Annotated in this window: 18 protein-coding genes and 1 riboswitch; of the genes, 11 read left to right on the forward strand and 7 right to left on the reverse strand. The window is 72.8% G+C overall.

Translation table 11 applies throughout. The features are described from left to right. Positions 1-107: 107 nt before the first annotated feature. The 3 genes from ABZU32_RS24195 to ABZU32_RS24205 all read left to right on the forward strand — a co-directional run bounded on the left by ABZU32_RS24195 (position 108) and on the right by ABZU32_RS24205 (position 3,346). Complete coding sequence (locus tag ABZU32_RS24195; protein WP_354925279.1) at positions 108-1,646, forward strand: glycerol-3-phosphate dehydrogenase/oxidase; 1,539 nt, start codon at positions 108-110, stop codon at positions 1,644-1,646. 413 nt (positions 1,647-2,059) lie between these two features. After that, a complete protein-coding gene (locus tag ABZU32_RS24200; RefSeq protein WP_354838988.1) occupies positions 2,060-2,914 on the forward strand; it encodes a sucrase ferredoxin in 855 nt (284 codons plus the stop codon). Positions 2,915-3,034: 120 nt separating this feature from the next. Beyond that, positions 3,035-3,346, forward strand: a complete 312-nt coding sequence (locus ABZU32_RS24205) for a WhiB family transcriptional regulator (protein WP_093171423.1) — start codon at positions 3,035-3,037, stop codon at positions 3,344-3,346. 305 nt (positions 3,347-3,651) lie between these two features. Here ABZU32_RS24205 and ABZU32_RS24210 read toward each other — a convergent pair whose 3' ends face one another. From ABZU32_RS24210 to ABZU32_RS24230, 5 genes are all read right to left on the reverse strand, one after another. Beyond that, positions 3,652-4,308: a phosphoribosyltransferase family protein gene (locus ABZU32_RS24210; RefSeq protein WP_354838983.1), complete on the reverse strand. Its 657-nt coding sequence runs from the start codon at positions 4,306-4,308 to the stop codon at positions 3,652-3,654. A gap of 128 nt (positions 4,309-4,436) precedes the next feature. Beyond that, a complete protein-coding gene (rsgA, locus tag ABZU32_RS24215; protein WP_354925253.1) occupies positions 4,437-5,537 on the reverse strand; it encodes a ribosome small subunit-dependent GTPase A in 1,101 nt (366 codons plus the stop codon). Positions 5,538-5,759: 222 nt separating this feature from the next. Continuing rightward, the gene (gene glyA, locus ABZU32_RS24220; protein WP_354838977.1) at positions 5,760-7,013 is read right to left on the reverse strand and encodes a serine hydroxymethyltransferase; all 1,254 of its coding nucleotides are present in this window, start codon (positions 7,011-7,013) and stop codon (positions 5,760-5,762) included. Between the two features lie 22 nt (positions 7,014-7,035). After that, positions 7,036-7,119: riboswitch (ZMP/ZTP riboswitch) on the reverse strand. A gap of 5 nt (positions 7,120-7,124) precedes the next feature. Beyond that, positions 7,125-8,135, reverse strand: a complete 1,011-nt coding sequence (locus ABZU32_RS24225; RefSeq protein WP_354925255.1) for a YihY/virulence factor BrkB family protein — start codon at positions 8,133-8,135, stop codon at positions 7,125-7,127. 198 nt (positions 8,136-8,333) lie between these two features. Next, complete coding sequence (locus tag ABZU32_RS24230) at positions 8,334-9,443, reverse strand: FAD-dependent monooxygenase (RefSeq protein ID WP_354925257.1); 1,110 nt, start codon at positions 9,441-9,443, stop codon at positions 8,334-8,336. Between the two features lie 165 nt (positions 9,444-9,608). On the opposite strand from ABZU32_RS24230, the gene ABZU32_RS24235 reads away from it, so the two are divergent. The 8 genes from ABZU32_RS24235 (at position 9,609) to ABZU32_RS24270 (ending at position 17,381) form a co-directional block, all read left to right on the forward strand. Then, positions 9,609-10,805 (forward strand): GntR family transcriptional regulator, encoded by a 1,197-nt coding sequence (locus tag ABZU32_RS24235; RefSeq protein ID WP_354925259.1) that lies wholly within the window; start codon positions 9,609-9,611, stop codon positions 10,803-10,805. Positions 10,806-11,218: 413 nt separating this feature from the next. Beyond that, a complete protein-coding gene (locus ABZU32_RS24240) occupies positions 11,219-12,022 on the forward strand; it encodes a TIGR03084 family metal-binding protein (protein ID WP_354838965.1) in 804 nt (267 codons plus the stop codon). A 515-nt stretch (positions 12,023-12,537) separates the two neighbouring features. Beyond that, on the forward strand, positions 12,538-14,220 hold the full coding sequence (locus tag ABZU32_RS24245) for a nitrite/sulfite reductase (protein ID WP_354925261.1): 1,683 nt from the start codon (positions 12,538-12,540) through the stop codon (positions 14,218-14,220). 40 nt (positions 14,221-14,260) lie between these two features. Next, positions 14,261-14,404, forward strand: coding sequence for an Insertion element protein (locus tag ABZU32_RS24250; protein WP_354838959.1), 144 nt, complete (start codon positions 14,261-14,263; stop codon positions 14,402-14,404). A gap of 73 nt (positions 14,405-14,477) precedes the next feature. Continuing rightward, positions 14,478-15,206: a phosphoadenylyl-sulfate reductase gene (locus tag ABZU32_RS24255; RefSeq protein ID WP_354925263.1), complete on the forward strand. Its 729-nt coding sequence runs from the start codon at positions 14,478-14,480 to the stop codon at positions 15,204-15,206. A 196-nt stretch (positions 15,207-15,402) separates the two neighbouring features. Further along, the gene (locus tag ABZU32_RS24260) at positions 15,403-16,353 is read left to right on the forward strand and encodes a CbiX/SirB N-terminal domain-containing protein (protein ID WP_354925265.1); all 951 of its coding nucleotides are present in this window, start codon (positions 15,403-15,405) and stop codon (positions 16,351-16,353) included. 205 nt (positions 16,354-16,558) lie between these two features. Further along, positions 16,559-17,026: a hypothetical protein gene (locus ABZU32_RS24265; RefSeq protein ID WP_354925267.1), complete on the forward strand. Its 468-nt coding sequence runs from the start codon at positions 16,559-16,561 to the stop codon at positions 17,024-17,026. Positions 17,027-17,030: 4 nt separating this feature from the next. Further along, positions 17,031-17,381 carry a hypothetical protein gene (locus ABZU32_RS24270; protein WP_354925269.1) on the forward strand — a complete coding sequence of 117 codons (351 nt, stop codon included), beginning with the start codon at positions 17,031-17,033 and terminating at the stop codon, positions 17,379-17,381. A 105-nt stretch (positions 17,382-17,486) separates the two neighbouring features. Here the strand turns inward: ABZU32_RS24270 and ABZU32_RS24275 are convergent, their stop codons facing one another. Together ABZU32_RS24275 and ABZU32_RS24280 are read right to left on the reverse strand one after the other, a co-directional pair. Beyond that, positions 17,487-18,404, reverse strand: a complete 918-nt coding sequence (locus ABZU32_RS24275) for an FAD binding domain-containing protein (protein ID WP_354925271.1) — start codon at positions 18,402-18,404, stop codon at positions 17,487-17,489. Next, positions 18,401-19,706 (reverse strand): molybdopterin cofactor-binding domain-containing protein (locus ABZU32_RS24280; protein WP_354925273.1); only part of this gene is annotated, 1,306 nt, incomplete at its 5' end. The genes ABZU32_RS24275 and ABZU32_RS24280, both read right to left, overlap by 4 nt.

Consider the following 19,706-nt stretch of genomic DNA (forward strand, 5'->3'; position numbering starts at 1 on the left):
GGAGGTGCCGCACCGTGACGATCTCCCCCGGCTCCCCCGACTCCGGGTCCCCCCGCTCCGGCTCCTCCGGCTCCCGGGGCTCCCGGCCCTGGTCTCCGTCCGCGGGTGTGGTGCCCGGTTCGTCGCTGAACGCGGCGCGGCGGGCGCGCGAGCTGGCGGAGGCGCGCGAGAGGGTCGTCGACCTGCTGGTCGTGGGGCTCGGCGCGACCGGCGCCGGGGTGGCTCTCGACGCGGCGTCCCGGGGGCTGTCGGTCGCGGCCATCGACGCCCATGATCTGGCGTTCGGCACCTCCCGGTGGAGCTCCAAGATGATCCACGGAGGGCTCCGCTACCTGGCCAAGGGGCAGGTGGGCGTGGCGTGGGAGAGCGCGGTCGAACGGGGGGCGCTGCTCGCGCGCACGGCCCCGCACCTGGTGCGCGCCCAGCCGTACCTGCTGCCGCTGACGCCGGAGGTCTCCCCCGCCCAGGCGGCGACCCTGATGACCGGGTACCGTCTCGGCGACCTGCTGCGGGCCTCGGCCGGAACCCCGCGCGCGCTGCTGCCCGGCCCCTCCACGGTGACCCCGGCCCGCGCCCGCGCCCTGTTCCCGGCGCTGCGCCCCGGGGGCCTTCGCGGCGGGCTCGCCTCGTTCGACGGCCGGGTGATCGATGACGCCCGGCTGGTGGTCGCCATCGCGCGCACGGCCGCCGCCCACGGCGCGCTCGTGCTCACCCGGTGCCGTGCCCTGTCGCTGCGCGGCGACGGCGCCGAGGTGCGCGACGAGCTGTCCGGCGAGGTCTTCGCGATCCGCGCGCGAAAGGTCGTCAACGCGGCGGGCGTGTGGGCCGGAGAGCTTTCCCCGGTGCGGTTGCGGCCCTCCCGGGGAACGCACCTGGTGCTGCGCCCGGGCGTCCTCGGCGCGCCACGGGCGAGCCTGCACGTGCCGATCCCGGGACGGGGCGCGCGGTTCGCGCTCGTGCTGCCCCAGGCCGACGGCCGGGTGTACGTGGGGCTGACCGACGAGCCGCTGGACGGGCCGGTCCCGGACGTCGCCGAGGCGCCCGAGGCCGACATCGCCTTCCTGCTGGACGTGCTGAACTCCGTCCTGGCGACGCCCGTGTCCCGCGGGGACGTGGCGGGCGCCTACGCGGGCCTGAGGCCGCTGCTGGGCGGCGATGGGCGCACGGCCGACCTCTCCCGAAGGCACGCGGTCGTCGCGGCTCCTGACGGCGTTCTGACCGTCGTCGGAGGCAAACTGACCACCTACCGGCGCATGGCGCAGGACGCCGTCGACGCCGCGTTCCCCGACGCCCCGCCGAGCCCCACGGCGCGGCTGCCCCTCGTCGGTGCGCCCTTGCCGGGCGGCGGCACGCCCGGCTTCGACACCGCGGGCGGGCCGCCGCGGCGGCTGGTGGAGCGCTACGGGACGGAGGCGGCGGCGGTGCACGCCCTGGCCGGGCGGGAACCGGCGTGGGCCGAGAGGCTGCCGCTCGGCGTGACCGTCGCCGAGCTGGTGTGGGCGGTGCGGCACGAGGGGGCGCTCGACGCCGGCGACCTGCTCGACCGGCGCACCCGCATCGGGCTGGTGGCGGACGACCGCGCCGCCGCCCTCCCCGCCGCCGAACGCGTCCTGCGCGACCACGCGGACCAGACCGCCTCCGGCTGAGGCCCCCGGCGGACCCACGACGGGCCGGCGGCGCGCCCTCGACCGGACGTCCGGGCGAGCGGCCTGCCGGGAGGCCGGCTCGGGGTGCCAGGGCGAGCGGCCTGCCGAGATGTCCACTCGGGGTGCCGGGGCGAGGATGGCCGCACGTGGTGCCGGGGCGAGGATGCCGCGCGAAAGTGGCGGTTAACGCGTCACGGTCGACGAGGCAAGCCGACCGAAGAAATCGGTCCGTGATGAATCTCACACCGACAAAGCTGTATATGTCCTCCCGAATCGGACACCGGGCGTACCTGACCCCTCGCATGAAGGGTTCAACGCCGTTAGGTTAGTCTTACCTAAGTGATCGGGGAGGAAGCGTGACGACAGAGCGGGCACGGGGGTGTGACCACCCCGCGGGCTGCCATACGGGCGGGGTGCCGGTGCTCGCCAGCGCCACAACCGGCGCGCGGTTCTGGCTGCTCGTCGAGCATTCCGGTCCTTGGGCCTCCCATCTTCCCGACTGCGAGCTGCCCGAGGCGGTCCACGCGCTCATCCGGCGCGCGGCCGATCTGGGCGTGCGCGCCCAGCTCATCCGCCGTCCGCTGCACCGCCGCGCCGCTCCGGGCCCGGTCCACGTCATGGTCGCCGACAGCACGGCCGAGGTCCCGTGGCTGGCCGAGGGCCACTTCGACGATCCGAGCGATCTTGACCTGGGATCTCTTGTGCGCGGAGTGGTTCCGGAGTCCTGCATACTGGTGAAGGAGCCGGTGTTCCTGGTCTGCACGCATGCCAGGCGCAACGCGTGTTGTGCCCGCATTGGCCTTCCCATCGCGCGGGTTTTGGGTGAGAGCCAGCCGGGAAGAGTGTGGGAAACCACTCATGTGGGCGGCGATCGCTACGCCGCCAACCTCGTGTGCTTGCCACACGGGCTTTACTACGGCAGCATGTCTCAGGCTGCCGCGATCGCGGCGGCAAACGCGTACCGGCACGGCGAGATCGTTCTCGACCGTTTCCGGGGACGCGCGGGCATCCCTGAGCCATCGCAGGCCGCCGAGCATTTCGTCCGGGTACAAACGGGCGAGCTCTCGGTAGGCGGAGTGGCCGTGGAATCCACCAGGTCGGACGGTGACGTCACCGAGGCGATTGTGCGCCACGGGGACGTCCGGTTCCGGGTTGTGGTCGAGCGCGCGGCGTTCACGCCGTGCGGTACGGCGTGCGCCGACACGATCGCGACCTACAGGCTGGCGGCGCTGGAGCTTTTCCGGTGCGGCACGCCCGTTCTGACCTGAGGCTCCGACGGAGCCGGGAACACCGCGGCCTATCACGGCGTTGGAACGAGGGACGCCATATGCGTCCAATGCGGCACAAACACGAAATACCTCTCACCTACTCACCTAAGGTGGTTTCTCATGTCTCAGGTACGTCGGCAGATCGCCCGCCCGCGCCCCAGCTGGGGTTGGCAGGATGACGCCGCGTGCCGGGGAGAGGACCTTGTGCTGTTCTTCGGCCCTGACGGCGAGCGTCAGCCGGAGCGCGACATCCGTGAGCGCAAGGCCAAGGCCATCTGCGCCCAGTGCCCCGTCCGTGCGGAGTGCCTCGACTACGCCCTTTCACGTCCCGAGAAGTACGGCACGTGGGGTGGGCTCAACGAGGACGAGCGGGCGTCCGAGCGCCGTCGGCGCATGCGGCGTGCCGCCAGCGCGGGCATCAGTGCTGCCTGACCCTCCACCGGCATGATCCCTCCAGCATGATCATGCGGCTTTTCCGCTCCTGTACGCCTCCAGGGCCGCAATTGCCGCATGATCGTGCGGATGCCCTTCCCCCGGAAGGCATTCCCCGCTCCACCGCCCCCTGACAAGGGCACCCCCTCGCGAAGCATCGCTCTGGCGGGGGCGCCGCGCCGCCGCCCCCGCCGAGCCTCGCTCCCTGCGCTCCAGCGTGACGCCACCGCTCGACGCGAGCCACGAGCGTCCAGACCTCACCGCTCGACACCGCTCGACGAGCCTCCCGCTCCAGTCCCGGATCGTCACCGCTCACGTCTCAGCAGGGCCAGGACGTCGGCGTCGGTGAGCTGGTCGAAGCGCTGGTACCACTGTCCGACAGCGTAGAAGCCCGCCGGTGTGGCGAGGGCGACGACCTGGTCGGCCTCCTCGCCGAGCGCCTTCACCGTCCGCGACGATCCCACCGGCACGGCGAGCACCAGCCGGCGCGGCCCGCTCGCCCGCACGGCGCGCAGAGCCGCCCGCGCGGTTCCCCCCGTGGCAAGCCCGTCGTCCACGACCACGACGTCCCTCCCCGCGGTGACGGGCGGCGGCCGATCACCGCGATAGGCCCTGACCCTCCTGGCCAGCTCGGCCCGCTCGCGCGCGACGATGGGCTCCAACTCCTCGACGGTGGTCGTGAGCTGGGACAGCAGATCGGCGTCGAACACCGGCTCGCCGCCCTCGGCGATCGCCCCCATGCCCAGCTCCGGCTGCCAGGGGTGGCCGATCTTGCGGGTCACCAGGACCTCCAGCGGCACACCGAGGCGTTCGGCGACCGGCGCCGCCACCGCCACGCCTCCGCGCGGCAGGGCGAGCACGACCGGATCGGACAGACCGGCCTCGGCCAGCGCGTCCGCGAGCAGGACCCCCGCCTCCGCCCTGTCGGCGAAGGGCAGGAAGACCCCCCTGCCAGCGCCCATACCTCCAACCTACGCTTCGGCCGACCTACGCCTCGACGCCGTCCCGAGGAGGGCCCTGCCGGCGGGAGGGGCGGCCCGCCCCCCGTTCTGCGGGGCGGACCGCCGTGGGCCGAGGGCGGCCACAGGGATCAGGGGCGTCCCCGGCCGCGCACCGACTTGTGGATGATCTTCCACTTGCGCGTCTCCTCCGCGCGGAGCCGGGCGTCGCCGCGCCTGGCCATCCACGCGGCCTCGCGCTGGAGCTTGCGCCAGCTCTCCAGGCGGCGCTCGGGCAGCTCGCCCGACTCCAGCGCCGACAGGACCGCGCAGCCGGGCTCGCTCTGGTGCCCGCAGTCACCGAAGCGGCAGCTCTCCGCCAGTTCTTCGATGTCGGAGAACACCAGGTCGACGCCCTGGCTCATCTCGTACAGACCCACCCGGCGGATGCCGGGCGTGTCGATGATCAGGCCGCCGCCGGCGAGCGGGATCAGCTCACGGTGCACCGTGGTGTGCCGGCCCCGGCCGTCGCCCGCGCGAACCTGCTGGGTCTCCATGACCTGCTCGCCCGCCAGCGCGTTGACCAGCGTGGACTTTCCCGCGCCCGACGCCCCGAGGATCACCGCGGTGCGGGAACCGGCGAGGTGGTCGCGTACGACCTCCACCCCCTCGCCGGTGATCGAGCAGACGGCGTGCAGGTCCACCCCGGGCGCCGCGGCGGCCACGTCGTCCAGCAGACCGGCCAGGTGCTCGCCGACCAGGTCGGCCTTGGTGATCAGGACGACGGGCCGTGCCCCGCTCTCCCAGGCGAGCGCGAGCAGGCGCTCGACCCGGCCGAGGTCGGCGAAGTCGGTGGCGTGCAGGGCAGGCTCGGCGACGAACACCACATCGACGTTGGCGGCCAGCACCTGCCCCTGGGAGTCGCCGGACAGCCCGCCCCGCGAGTCGCGGCCCACCCCGCCGCGGACCAGGCTGGTCCTGCGGGGCAGGACCGCCTGCAGCTCGTGGCGGCCCTCGGGCAGCCGGGTGAGCGCGGCCCAGTCGCCCACGCAGGGAAGGGCGACGGTATCGGCCGCCGCCGCGCGGCGCAGCGGGGCGGCGTACTGGGCGTGGTGGTGGCCGTCGGCGGTGATGACGTCGGCGACCCCGCGGTCGACGCGGGCCACGCGGGCGGGGACGGCGCCGCCCGGAAGATCTGCGGCCAGGGACTCGTCCCAGCCCAGAGAGGAAAGATCATGACCTGAGGCGGTCAACTGAGGCACCTTTCGAAGACCGGGCGCCTCACGGCTTCAGCGCGCGACGGCCACCCGGAGGGAATCGGACACGGGCATGCCTAGAAAGACCCGCATGATCCTCACCTCCCGTCGAATGATGCCGCCGTCCCACAACGGCGAAGCCGGGCCCACCATATCGCGGGCCCGGCTCACCAGGGCAACACATTTAACCTCCGGCGCCGCGCGGCGCCGGAGGGCGGCTCAGCTCAGCCCGGGGGCCGGGAACTTGGCGGTGAGCTCGCTGACCTCGCCGTGGACGCGGGCGATAACCTCCTCGGCGTCGCCCTTGGCCAGAGCGGTGACGACCTCGTCCATCCACGCGCCGATCTGCCGCATCTCGCTCTCGCCCATGCCGCGGCTGGTGATCGACGGGGTGCCGATGCGCAGGCCGGAGGGGTCGAAGGGCTTGCGCGGGTCGAACGGCACGGTGTTGTAGTTGGTCTCCAGCCCGGCCCGGTCGAGGGCCTGCGCGGCCGGCTTGCCCGCGACGCCCTTGGAGGTCAGGTCGATCAGGATGAGGTGGTTGTCGGTGCCGCCCGAGACCAGCTCGAAGCCGCGGCCCGCCAGCTCCTCCGCCAGCGCCTTGGCGTTGCGGACGACCTGGTGGGCGTAGGTCTTGAAGTCCTCACCCGACGCCTCGCGCAGCGCGACGGCGATGGCGGCGGTGGTGTGGTTGTGCGGGCCGCCCTGCAGGCCCGGGAACACGGCCTTGTTCAGCGCCTTGGCGTGCTCGTCGTCGGTGGCCATCAGCATGGCGCCGCGCGGGCCGCGCAGCGTCTTGTGCGTGGTGGTGGAGATGACGTCGGCGTGCCCCACCGGCGAGGGGTGGGCGCCGCCGGCGACCAGGCCCGCGATGTGGGCGATGTCGGCGGCCAGGACGGCGCCGACCTCGCGGGCGACCTCGGCGAAGGCCGGGAAGTCGATGGTGCGCGGGATGGCGGTGCCGCCGCAGAAGATGAGCTTGGGACGGTGCTCGAGGGCGAGCGCGCGCACCTCGTCCATGTCGATGCGGCCGGTGTCCTGCCGCACGCCGTACCTGACCGGGGTGAACCACTTGCCGGTGGCCGAGACCGACCAGCCGTGGGTGAGGTGGCCGCCGAAGGGCAGGCCCATGCCCATGACGGTGTCGCCCGGGTTCAGGAAGGCCATGTAGATGGCGAGGTTCGCCGGGGAGCCGGAGTACGGCTGCACATTGGCGTGGTTCACGCCGAACAACGACTTGGCGCGCTCGATGGCCAGGGTCTCGATCTGGTCGATCACCTGCTGGCCCTCGTAGTAGCGCTTACCGGCGTAGCCCTCGGAGTACTTGTTGGTGAGAACGGTGCCGGTGGCCTCGAGAACGGCCCGGGAGACGTAGTTCTCCGAGGGGATCAGCTTGACGGTGTCGGCCTGACGGCGTTCCTCCGCTCTGATCAACTCGGCGATCTCCGGGTCGACGTCCGCAAGAGAACTCATGGCCCTACCCTTCGTTGGCTCCGGCGGAGACCCAGGCGCCCGGCCTCCGACCTCTTCGCTCCCTGGTGGTAGCCCCCACCCAGACGCGCCAGTCACGTCGCGTTCCGACGGTTAGACGATAGCGGACTCGCCGTTTCTGCCGAGCCCGCCACCCGGCCACGACCGGTCGACCTCGGCGTTGAGCGTGGCCCCGATGAGCACCGCCAGCGCCGTGATGTAGAGCCACAGCAGCACGGCGATGGGCGCGGCCAGCGAACCGTAGATCGACAGCGGCGTGAACCACGCGGCCAGCACCTCGCGCAGGACCGCCGCGCAGGCGATCCAGATCACCAGCGCCAGCACCGCCCCGGGCACCTCGCGCCACCAGCGGGTGCGCACCGGCACGCTCACGTGGTACAGCAGCGTGAGCACCAGCACCGACCCGATGGTGACCACCGGCCAGTACAGCACGCTCACCAGGCCGCTGTACTGAGGCAGCGCGTTGGACAGGATCGTCGGCCCGACCACCAGCACGGGGATGACGATCAGGCCGATGAGCAGCGCCGCCAGGTACAGGCCGAAGGACAGGATGCGCGTGCGGATGATGCCGCGGGTCTCGCCGAGCCCGTAGGCGATGGAGATCAGGTCGACGTAGACGAACAGGGCGCGCGAGCCCGACCACAGCGCGAGCAGGAAGCCCACGGAGATGAGCGACACCTGGCCGCCGCGCAGCACGTCGTCCAGCAGCGGCCGCACCACGCGCTCGATGGTGTTGCCGGTGAACAGCAGCTGCGACTGCCGCAGCACCCACCCGCGGGTCTCGGCCACGGTGCCGGGGCCGAGGATGCCGCTCATGTGCCCGAGCAGGCCGATGAGCCCGAGGACGAACGGGGGCAGCGACAGCAGGGCGAAGAACGCCGCCTCCCCGGCCAGGCCGGTGACGCGGAAGTTGAACCCGGCCACGGTGGTCGCGCGCACCAGCGCCCACAGCCGCGTCTCGCGCAGGCTGCCCAAGGTCTTGGACCCGCGCACGGCGGAGAGCCCGGCGGCGGCGTTCCGCTTGGCCCGGGACCTGACCAACCTCCAGCGGGGCGCGCGGCCGGAGGGACCGGGCGACCTGGCAGGAGCGCCGGTGGACGTCATGGCATCCAAAGGTATTCGCAACATGGCCCTACCACGACCCCACCGTGTAACGATCTCCTTGCGTGGCGTCTACCCCGTGAAGTGCCGTCCTATCTGTCCCGGCATGGGCGACCTTCAATGGTATCCGGCGCATTCCCGGAAACGGTGGTGAAAGCGCAGGTCAACGGCCGTTCAAGTCTCGCGAGGTCGCAACGAGAATCAGCCGTCCAGCGCGATGGCGTTCTTGGCCAGGTCGACGGACTCCTGGGAGGCGGGGCCGCCCGGGTTCTCGGTGGCCAGCGCCTGGTTGCGCTCGGCGAAGGGGCGCATGCGCCGCTCGTACCGGGCGAACGCCCGCCGGTGGTCGCCGTCGGCCGCGGCGAGCTCGGCCGCCAGGACGTACGCGCCCACCAGGGCGAGGCTGGTGCCCTGGCCCGACAACGGCGAAGCGCAGTAGCCGGCATCGCCGGCCAAGGTGATCCGCCCGCGCGACCAGGACGGCAGGTGGATCTGGGCCATCGCGTCGAAGTAGAAGTCGGGCGCCTTCCACATGGCCGAGAGCAGCCGCGGGATCTCCCAGCGCATGCCGCCGAGCCGCTCGGCGAGGATCCGGCGCTGCGCGTCGAGGTCGCGGTGGTCGAAGGCGAGCGGCTCGGAGGCGAACCCCAGGTTGACCCGCAGCTCGGTGTTGCCGCGGGCCGGGTAGATCCCGCCGCCGGCGTCGCCGTCGCGGATCCACACCTGCCAGTCCGCGAGGTCCAGCAGGTTCTCGGCGGTGAAGACGGCCACGTACATCCCGAGGTGGCGGGTGAAGCCCGCCTCCGGTCCGAACGCGAGCCGCCGCACGGTGGAGTGCAGCCCGTCCGCGCCGATCACCAGGTCGAAGGTGCGCGGCGCGGCTCGCTCGAACTCCACGCGGACGCCGTGCTCGTCCTGCTCCAGCGCGGCGATCGAGTCGCCGAACAGGTACTCGGTGCTCGCGGCGGTGCGCTCGTACAGCAGCCCGGTGAGGTCCTCCCTGAGCACCTCGATGTCGTCGCCGTCCAGCGGGCCGCTGCTGTAGGTGTGCTCGGTCGAGCGCATGATCTCCGCGCCGTCACCGTCGAGCACGGACATGCCGCGCATCCGGGTGCGCACGCGGCGCAGCGGCTCCAGTATGTCCATGCGCTCGGCCACGTCGAGCGCCACGCCGCGGACGTCGATCGCCTGGCCGCCGGGACGCGGCGCGGGCGCGCGCTCGACCACGGTCGGGGTGAGGCCGTGGCGGTGCAGCCAGTACGCCAGCGCCGGCCCGGCGACGCTCGCCCCGGAGATGAGCACGGTGGTCATCTGATGTCTCCTCGTCATGTCGTCACGTTGTACGCGAAGGTGAATGTACAACGTACGCATGAGAATATACAAGCCTGTGACCTGGGATTATGTACTAGTACAGCGGGCATGGCAGTCGCGGTCTGCTAACGTCTGTCCTAGTACAGATGGGGAGGTGGAGGGGCCGTGACCGTGGAGCCGCCGTACCGGCGCATCGTCGCCGACATCCGCCGGCAGATCGCCGAGGGCCGGCTCGCGCCCGGCGACCGCGTGCCGTCGACCCGGCAGATCGCCCGGCAGTGGGGCGTGGCCCTCGCCACCGCCACCAGGGCGCTGACCACGCTGAGGCAGGAGGGGGTGGTCAGCGCCCTCCCCCGCGTCGGCACGGTCGTGGCCCCCCACGCCGGCGAGGACTCCGTGCCCGGTCCGGCCGCGGCGCGCGGCTCCGGCGGGGACGGGGCCGAGGATGCCCGTCAGGGGCACGAAGACGCCCTACTCGAAGCCGGTTCGGCACATGACCGCACCCTTCGCGAAGCCCGTCTGGAGCATGACCGCACCCTGCGCGCGGCCCGTCCAGGGCATGACCGCATCCCCCGCGGGGGGCGGTCGTCCCCCGCGCCCGGACAGGCCGGGCACCGCGAGCCGGAGCTGACGCGCGAGCGCGTCGTGCGGGCGGCGATCGAGATCGCCGACGCGGAAGGGCTGGACGCGCTGTCCATGCGGGGCGTCGCCGCCCGGCTCGGCGTGGCCACCATGTCGATCTACCGTCACGTCCCCGGCAAGGACGAGCTCACGCTCCTGATGGCCGACGCCGCCTTCGGCGAGCACTCCTACCCGCCCGAGCGTCCGGCGGGATGGCGGGCCCGGCTGGAGGAGAGCGGCCGCGCCCTGTGGGGCCTGCACCGCCGCCACCCCTGGCTGGCCCAGCTCAGCCCGCTCACCAGGCCGCTGCCGCTGCCCAACCTGCTCACCCACGGCGAGCACATGCTCGGCGCGCTCGAAGAGCACGGCCTGACCGCCTCCACCATGCTGGACCTGCAGGTGCTGCTCTACGGGTACGTCCAGGGCCTGGCCGTGCACCTGGAGCGGGAGGCCCACGCCCTGGCCGCCACCGGGCTGTCGGAGGACGAGTGGATGGATCTGCACGGCCCCGCCATGGGGTCCATCGCCGCCGGCGGGGGGCATCCGGCCTTCGCCAGGCTCATGGCCGCCTTCGCGGAGGGCGGCTACGACCTCGACCTCGACGCGATCTTCGAGCTCGGGCTGCGCGTGCTGCTCGACGGGCTGGCCGTCTTCCTCGGGCGGGCGCCGGGCGCCGATGCCGGCACGCGGGACGCGGGGGCCGCGGGCCCGAACGCGCCGGACGCGAGGGCCTCGCGTTAGAGCACGCGGGGCGGGGCCGGCGGGTCGTAATGCGCGGGACGCGGGAACGGGGCCGGCGGGTCGGAATGCGCGGGACGCGGGGGCCGCGCGTCAGAGCACGCGGGCCGGGACCGGAGGGTCGAAATGCGCCGGGCGCGGGGGCCGCGCGGTAGAGCACGCGGGGCGCCGGGGCCGGCGGGTCAGGGCGCGCGGCGCACCGGGGCTGCGTGCTAGCTGGTGTGGGACCAGACGAGAACGCTCTCGCGCGGCTCGTCGGCGGGCCGGTGCTGACAGTCGCACCAGGAGCCGCCCCGGCAGTCGTCGTGCCGGTGATCTTTGCACTCTTCGCAGATCACCTGCCCCATTCTCCTCCTGTTCCTCCCAGAACAACACTCGGTTACGCTGACGCCAGCACATGCGAAGCGGAGGTGCCCGTGGCCGTCTCCATGCCCGAGCTGCTGGCCGATCTCCGGGCGGAGGGCGCGGAGCTCACGGCCATGATCCGGACGCTGGACCCGGCGGGCTGGGAGCTGCCGACCCCCGCCGAAGGTTGGGCGGTCCGCGACCAGATCAGCCACCTCGCGTGGTTCGACGACGCGGCGACCACGGCCGCCACCGATCCCGAGTGCTTCCGCGCCGCGCTGCCGGCCCTGACGGCCCGCGGGGACACCGCGGTGGACGAGATCGCCGTCGCGGCACGCAGCCTGTCGCCCGGCCAGGTGCTCGCCTGGTTCCGTGCGGCGCGCGCCCGCAGCCTCGACGCCTTCGGGAAGCTCGACGCCAAGGAGCGGCTGCCGTGGTACGGGCCCGACATGTCCGCCGCGTCCTTCGTCACCGCCCGGCTGATGGAGACGTGGGCGCACGGCCAGGACGTGGCCGACGCGCTCGGCATCGCGCGGGTGCCGACGGCCCGGCTGCGGCACGTGGCCGCCCTCGGCGTGCGCGCGATGCCGTACGGCTTCACCGTCCGTGGCCTCGCGCCGCCGCGGGACCCGGTGCGGGTGGAGCTGACCCTGCCCGACGGCACGCCGTGGACCAGCGGTCCCGAGGATGCGGCCGACCTGGTGCGCGGCCCGGTGCTGGACTTCTGCCTGCTGGTCACCCAGCGCTGCGATCTGGCCGACACCTCACTGGAGGTGCGCGGCGACACGGCCGGGGCCTGGACGGCGGTCGCCCAGGCGTTCGCCGGCCCGCCCGGCGACGGCCGCCCGCCCGGCCGGGCGCGGGCCCTCGCGTGACGGGGGACCCTCGCGTGACCGGGACCGACGGGGGCTCTCGCATGACCAGGGCCGACGGCGACCCTCGCGTGACCGGGACCGACGGGGGCTCTCGCATGACCAGGGCCGACGGCGACCCTCGCGTGACCGGGATCGATGGGGGCCCCGCGTGACCGCGGCCGGCACCCCTTCTGGGGTGGGCGGCAACCCCTACCTGGGGACGGAGACCCCAGCCAAAAGGGGCACCATATCCCAAAGTGTGGACCCGATATTGGACATCGCCCACACGCCGGGTATCGTTTGGGACATGCCAGCGGACCCGCTTCTCGTCGTGCGACGTCACGTCGATTTCCTGCGTGTCCGCAGTGCCATCTGTTGTGACGCTTGTTGACCGTCGCCCCCTGTTGACTCTCGCCAGCTCGGGCCCGTGACAGGCGTCCTTTTTCATGCGCTCACGTCTCAGATCATGAGACGTCAGGCGGCCTGCTCACGAGCGTCCGTGCGATCCGACGACCATTCTCGGCAAAGGACGCCCCATGACCAGCCCGCCCCGGCCTGCCAGCCGCCACCACAAGCGCCCGCGTGGTGAAGGTCAATGGGCTCTCGGTTACCGCGAGCCGCTCAACAAGAACGAGGAGAACAAGAAGAACGACGACGGGCTGAACGTCCGTCAGCGGATCATCGACGTCTACTCCAAGCAGGGCTTCGACTCCATCGACCCCGCCGACCTGCGCGGCCGGTTCCGCTGGTTCGGCCTCTACACCCAGCGCAAGCCGGGCATCGACGGCGGCAAGACGGCGATCCTCGAGCCCGAGGAGCTCGACGACCGCTACTTCATGCTCCGCGTCCGCATCGACGGCGGCCAGCTCAGCCTCGAGCAGCTCCGCACGATCGCCGACATCGCCAACACCTACGCCAGGGGCACGGCCGACGTCACCGACCGGCAGAACATCCAGCTCCACTGGATCGAGGTCGAGGCGGTCCCGGCGATCTGGGAGGCCCTGGAGGCCGTCGGGCTGTCGACCACCGAGGCCTGCGGCGACACTCCGCGCGTCATGCTCGGCTGCCCGCTGGCCGGCATCGACGCCGACGAGGTGATCGACGCGACGCCGCAGATCGACGACACCGTCGCCCGCTACATCGGCGACAAGGCGTTCTCGAACCTGCCCCGCAAGTTCAAGTCGGCGATGAGCGGCTGCCCGGCCCACTGCACGGTGCACGAGATCAACGACATCGCCTTCGTGGGCGTCGTCGACGAGCAGGGCGACAGGGGCTTCGACCTGTGGGTGGGCGGCGGCCTGTCCACCAACCCGATGCTCGCCAAGCGCCTTGGCACCTTCGTCCGCCCCGAGCAGGTCCACGAGGTGTGGGCCGGGGTGATCGGCATCTTCCGCGACTACGGCTACCGCCGGCTCCGTCACCGCGCCCGCATCAAGTTCCTGGTCAACGACTGGGGAGTCGAGCGGTTCCGCGAGGTGCTGGAGAAGGAGTACCTCGGCTACCCGCTGCCGGACGGGCCCGCCCCCGAGACGCCGCGCGGCGGCCGGCGCGACCACGTGGGCGTGCACCCGCAGAAGGACGGCAACTTCTACGTCGGCTTCGCCCCCAAGGTGGGACGGCTGGACGGCGACAAGCTGCACCTGATCGCCGACATCGCCGAGCGGTACGGCTCGGCCCGCGTCCGCACAACCGTCGAGCAGAAGATGGTCATCCTGGACATCGCGCCGGACAAGGTCGAGGGCATCGTGGCCGACCTGGAGGCCGCGGACCTGCAGGTCAACCCGAGCACCTTCCGCCGCCAGACGATGGCCTGCACCGGCATCGAGTTCTGCAAGCTGGCCATCGTGGAGACCAAGGGGCTGGCCTCGGACCTCATCGACGAGCTCGAGCGCCGCCTGCCCGATTTCGGGGAGCCGCTCACGATCAACGTCAACGGCTGCCCGAACTCCTGCGCCCGCATCCAGACGGCCGACATCGGCTTGAAGGGCCAGCTCGTCGTCGACGCCGGCGGCAACCAGGTGGAGGGCTTCCAGATCCACCTCGGCGGGTCGCTCGGCGTCAAGCCCGGGTTCGGGCGCAAGGTCCGAGGACTCAAGGCGACGGCCGACGAGCTGCCGGATTACATCGAGCGCGTCCTGAAGAACTACCAGAGCCAGCGGGACGACGAGGAGACCTTCGCCGACTGGGTGCAGCGCGCCGAGGAGGCGGACCTCACGTGAGGGCCCCCGGCGCCCCCGCCGCGGGTGAGGGGAGGCACGCGTGAGCGAGCGCGCGGTCCCCTTCCACTGCCCGTACTGCGGCGAGGAGGACCTCGAACCCTATGAGGGCGACGGCGGCTGGTACTGCCGCTCGTGCGCCCGCGCCTTCAAGCTGAGGTTCCTCGGCATCGGCGTGCGTTCATGAACGGCGGTGAGTCCTGGGCGCCCCCGCGCCCGGCGGCCGCACACACTGAAGATCGAGGAGTAGTGAGCGAGTCATGACACTGGTGGAGATCGAAGCCGTACTGGAACGACAGCGCGGCGTGCTCGACCTGCGTGGCATCGTCGAGTCCGCCGCCCAGTTCCTCGAGGACGCCCCCGCCCGCGAGATCATCCGCTGGGCCGCGGCCACCTTCGGCGACCGGCTGTGCCTCACCTCCTCCATGAGCGACGCCCTGCTGATCGACCTGGTGAGCCGGGTGAAGCCCGGGGTCGACGTGCTGTTCATCGACACCGGGTACCACTTCGCCGAGACCATCGGCACCCGTGACGCCGTCCAGCAGGTGTACGACGTCAACGTGATCAACGTCAAGCCGTCCCGCACGGTCGAGGAGCAGGACCGCGACCTCGGCCCGCGCCTGCACGGCCGCAACCCCGACCTGTGCTGCTACCTGCGCAAGGTCGAGCCGCTGAACCGCGCGCTCGAGCCCTACCTCGCGTGGATCTCCGGCATCCGCCGCGACGAGTCGCCCAGCCGGGCGGGCACCAAGGTCGTGGAGTGGGACGCCAAGCGCCAGATGGTCAAGGTCAACCCGATCGCCCGCTGGACGCAGGACGACGTCGACAACTACATGTCCGACAACGGCGTGCTGATCAACCCGCTGCACTACGACGGCTACCCGTCGATCGGCTGCGGCCCCTGCACGCGCCGCGTCGCCCCCGGCGAGGACCCCCGCAGCGGCCGCTGGGCCGGCCTCGGCAAGACCGAGTGCGGCATCCACCTCTGACAGACCGCCCGTCCACCTCTGACCGACCGCCCGTCCACCTTCCGACAGACCGCCCATCCGACGCGCGGGCCCGCCACGACCCGCGACCGACCGCACACGAGGCCCGGTTCTGAACACCGTTCCCGGCCCCTTCCGGATCCAGGTCCGGCACGGGCTGCCGATCGTCCTCCCAGGGCGTGTCCCGCCGCTGGTGGCGGTGGCGCACGGGTCACGCGACCCGCGCGCCACCGCCACGGTGGAGGCGCTGCTGGAGCGTGTGCGCCTTGCCCGCCCCGGCCTGGCCGTCCACGCCGCCTACCTGGACCACGCGCGGCCGTCCCTGCCCGAGGTGCTGGCCTCTCTGGACGAGGCCGTCGTCCTTCCCCTGCTGCTCACCGACGCCTACCACACCCGCGTCGACATCCCCGCCTTCCTGCGAGAGGAGGCCGCGCGCCGTGACACGCACCCCGAGAGGTCCGCGCGCCCGTCCCGCTCCCCCGGCCTCGGCGCCGCGATGCCGGCCCGGACGCGCCCGCCGCTCGTGGTCCACCAGGGCGCCGCGCTCGGCCCGCACCCCCTGCTGATCACCGCGCTGGAGCGGCGGCTCGCCGAGGCGGGCGTCGAGATCGGCGACCCGGAGACCGCCGTCGTCCTGGTGTCCGCGGGGTCCAGCGACCACCGGGCGATCGCGGTGATCGACGAGATGGCCCATGACTGGGCGCTCGCGCGCGGCTGGCATTCGGTGACCCCCGCCTACGCCTCCGCCGCCTCCCCCACCCCCGAGGAGGCCGTCCGGCGCCTGCTGGCCGCCCACCCCTCCCCCTTGAGTCCAGCGCTCGGCGCCGGCCCGCGCACCTCAGCGCGCCATGACCCTCCAGCACCTCATGACTCTCCAGCACGTCATGACTCTCCGGCGCGCCATGACTTCCCCGCACGTTCTGACTCTCCGGCGCGTCATGCACGCCCGGCCCGCGTGGTGGTGGCCACCTACCTGCTCGCCCCCGGGTACTTCGCCGACAAGGTGCGGCGCACCGCCTTGGCCGCCGGCGCCCACACGGTCGCCGCCCCCCTCGGCCCCGCCCCCGAACTCGTCACCGTCCTCCTCGAACGCCACGCCCAGGCCGTATCCCTCCTCCGAACGGCCACCCAGGTACCAACCCCCGGCTGACCGACCCGCTCCGCCGCCCCTGTGCGCCTAACCGAACAGAACCGCGTGGTCACTTAAGCGCCTACCTACCAGAGTGGGTTCTGTGATCCCTTGTCGATGGGTGCGCGAGCTGCTGCACAGCAGCGGCCGACGCATCGCGGAGGTGTTGTTCGCAGCCCGGATGGTCAACTGAACTACTTTCGAACTAGCAGTGTAAGATGGCGGCATGGCGACACGGTCTTTTCCCTTCTCGACGCTGATCAACAAGCAGACCAGCGTGTTCCCGGCGCTCGACGACGCCGATGTCATCCTGGAACGAAGGGATGCCGAGAATCTGGTCCTGATGCGGTCGGAGCGCTTCCAGGCCATGTCCGACGGGCTCCGGCTCGCCGCCCGGTCGCTGTCGATCATCGCGCGCGGGAATCGCGGTCTGGCCGAGCAGGTCTTCGCCGAGGAACTCCCCTGGTTGACCTGGCTACCCGCCGAGGCCCGCATGGAATGCGTGAGCGAACTTCTCGATCACCTCCTCGCCGGCGCCGACACCGGGCTGCTCGTCCCGTTCGCCCGCGCGCTGCGTGAATGGACCTCCACCGCCGAGATCTACTCCGACCCCGAACTCGCCCGCCGACTCCGCGGCCCCTTCGCCACCACTGACGCCACCGACCTTCCACGGCCCGGCGCCGTCGATGAGTGACAAGGTGAAGCGTGGTGACGAGGTGCGACGGCCCACCGGCTGGGTCGTACGGCTCGTCGACCGCCAAGCCGCGCTGGGGTGGGCTTCACTCCTGTCCCAAACCCCCGCGAACCTCGACCGGGCCTGGATCGCCATCACCGCCGATCCACGTGGCAGCGGCGACGTGGCCCGGCAGCACCGCCTGAAGTTCGATCTCAAGGCCGTGAAGATCGCCGGGGTCGAGTTGGAGCAGTGGCAGTACGAGGTGACCGGGGGCGGCAGGATCTGGTACGCCATCGACGACGATCAACGCATCATATGGATCACGCAGGCGGGTACCGGCCACCCTCGTCAGACCGACAAGCGCCGATCCTGACGTTCAGCCCGCACCGGCGGTCCGCCGGGTCCAGGAAGTACGGAACCTATCGGTGCCCTCGCGCCGGTAGGTGCCTCACGCCATCAGCGCGGCATGCTCAGGGGGTCATCGTGGGGTTGCCGCCTGTTCCAGGGCTTGGAGGATGGTGCCGGTGAGCAGGGCGATCTTGTAGGCGTTCTGGATCGTGGGGGTGCACCGGGCGGCGGCGCGGGCGGCCGCCTGTTCCAGGGGCTCTCCGGCCAGCAGGGCCTGCTCGACCTCGGTGAGGCGCAGGGGGACGCGCGCGACGCCGCCCACCGCCACCCGGGCGAACCTCACCCGGCCGTCGTCCACCACGAGCCGCGCCGCGGCCTCGGCCAGCGGCCATTCGGCGTACGCGCGGGCGGTCGCCCGGTGGTAGGCGGCGCGCTCCCCCGCGCGCGGCGGCGGCAGGACGACGGCGGCGAGGATGGCGCCCGGAGGGAGCAGATGATCCCGCGTGGGGTCGGCGCCGTCCCCGTACAGCTCGCCCACGGGGAACGGGGCCTCGCCGTGCACCTCCACCGACGCCTCACAGGCGAGCAGCGCCACGGCCAGGGACGAGGGATGCGGGGCGAGGCACGGACCGGTTCGCACGACCGCGGCGCGCAGGGTGAGCCCGTCCTGGGCCGGGCAGTCGTGGCCGCCGTCCTGGAAGCAGGAGAACGCCGGGCTGCGGAAGTAGGGGCACCGGTTGCGCTGCAGCAGGTTGCCGCCGAGCGTGGCCACCGCGCGGATCTCGGGCGTCGCCACGGCCGCCGCGGTCCGCGCCAGGCAGGGGTGGGCGGAGGCGAGACGCGGGTCTGCGGCCAGATCGGCGATCGTGGTCAGCGCGCCGACGCGCACCGTGCCGTCCTCCCGCCAGACGACGCCGGACAGTTCCGGCCGGCCGCGCAGGTCGATGTGCGGTCCGGCGGCGGGGCGGGACATCAGGTCGGTGCCGCCCGCGCGGAGTTCCCCGCCGCGCCGCGCGGCCTCGCCGATGCCGGTGAGCGAGGTGGTCATCGGGCGGTGATCCCTTCGAGGAGCCGGTCGGGGCGGATGGGCAGGTCGCGGGGGCGCCAGCCGGTGGCGTTGTGGACGGCGTTGCCCACCGAGGCGGCCACGCCGATGGTGGAGACCTCGCCGATGCCGACGCCCCGCCCGTTGACGTGGTCCCACCCCTCCTGGTGGAAGTGCACCTCGATCTCGGGGCAGTCGCCGATGCCGGGCAGGTGGTAGTCGTCCAGGCCGGTGGTGAGCACCACGCCGGTCGCCGGGTCGACGTGGCGCTCCTCGTACAGGGCGTAGCCGACGCCCTGGACGACGCCGCCTTCGCACTGGCTGCGCGCCAGGCGATCGGCGTAGATGTGCCCGGCCGCGATGCCGGCCCACACCCGCAGCGGCCGGACCACGCCGAGGCGGGTGTCCACCTCGACCTCGGTGACGTGGACGGCGCCGCTGAGCCCGCGCCCGAGCGCCATGCCGGCGACGGCGAACGGGGTGAGGTAGCCGCGCCGGTCGCCGCGGCGCCCGCCGACCACGCGGGCTCCCTCGGTCAGGCCGAGCTCGCGGAGCCGCCGGGCGGCGTCGCGCGCCGCGGGTCCGACGGAGGCCGTGCCGCGGCTGCTCATGGCGCCCGGCCCGTGCACGGTCCCGGTCCGGCCGATCTCGACGCGCACCGCCCCGGCGGGCAGGCCGAGCTCCTCGGCCACCACGGCCGCGATGACGCCGCGGACGCCGGTCCCGATGTCCTGGGTGGCGGTGCGGGCCACGACCAGGCCGTCCTCGACCCGCAGCTCCACCTCGGTTCCCGGGTCCACGACGTAGATCCAGTTGGCGGCGGCCACGCCGACGCCGCGGCGGAAACGCCCCGACCCGGCGCCGGTGGCCGGCCGTCCGGTCCACAGGGGCAGCGCCGCCGCCCGGTCGTACAGCGCCCGCCGCTTGGGGTTGCCGTCCCAGCGGCGGCGAAGGGCGATCGGGTCCTCGCCGCGGCGGTGCGCGGCCTCGTCCACCGCCTGCTCCAGCGCCCACAGTAGGGGCGGCGCCCCGGGGCCGCGGAACGGGGCGCCGGGCGGCTCGTTGGTGACCACGTCGTAGTCGCGCAGCCGCCGCGGCGCCTTCCCGTACATCATGCGGGCCTGCAGGGCCACGGCCGAGCCGACGGCCACGCCGCCGCGGCCGTACACGTCCACGGTCAGGGCCGCCAGGTCGCCGGCGTCGTCGGTGAGCAGGGCGATCTCGGTGCGGGTGCCGGGGCGGTTGCCGGCGTCGGCGAGCTCCTCGTCGCGGCCGAGCACCACGCGCACCGGCGCGCCGCAGGCC

The organism is Sphaerisporangium sp. NPDC005288, assembly GCF_040607475.1.
Classification (GTDB): Bacteria; Actinomycetota; Actinomycetes; order Streptosporangiales; family Streptosporangiaceae; genus Sphaerisporangium; species Sphaerisporangium rhizosphaerae.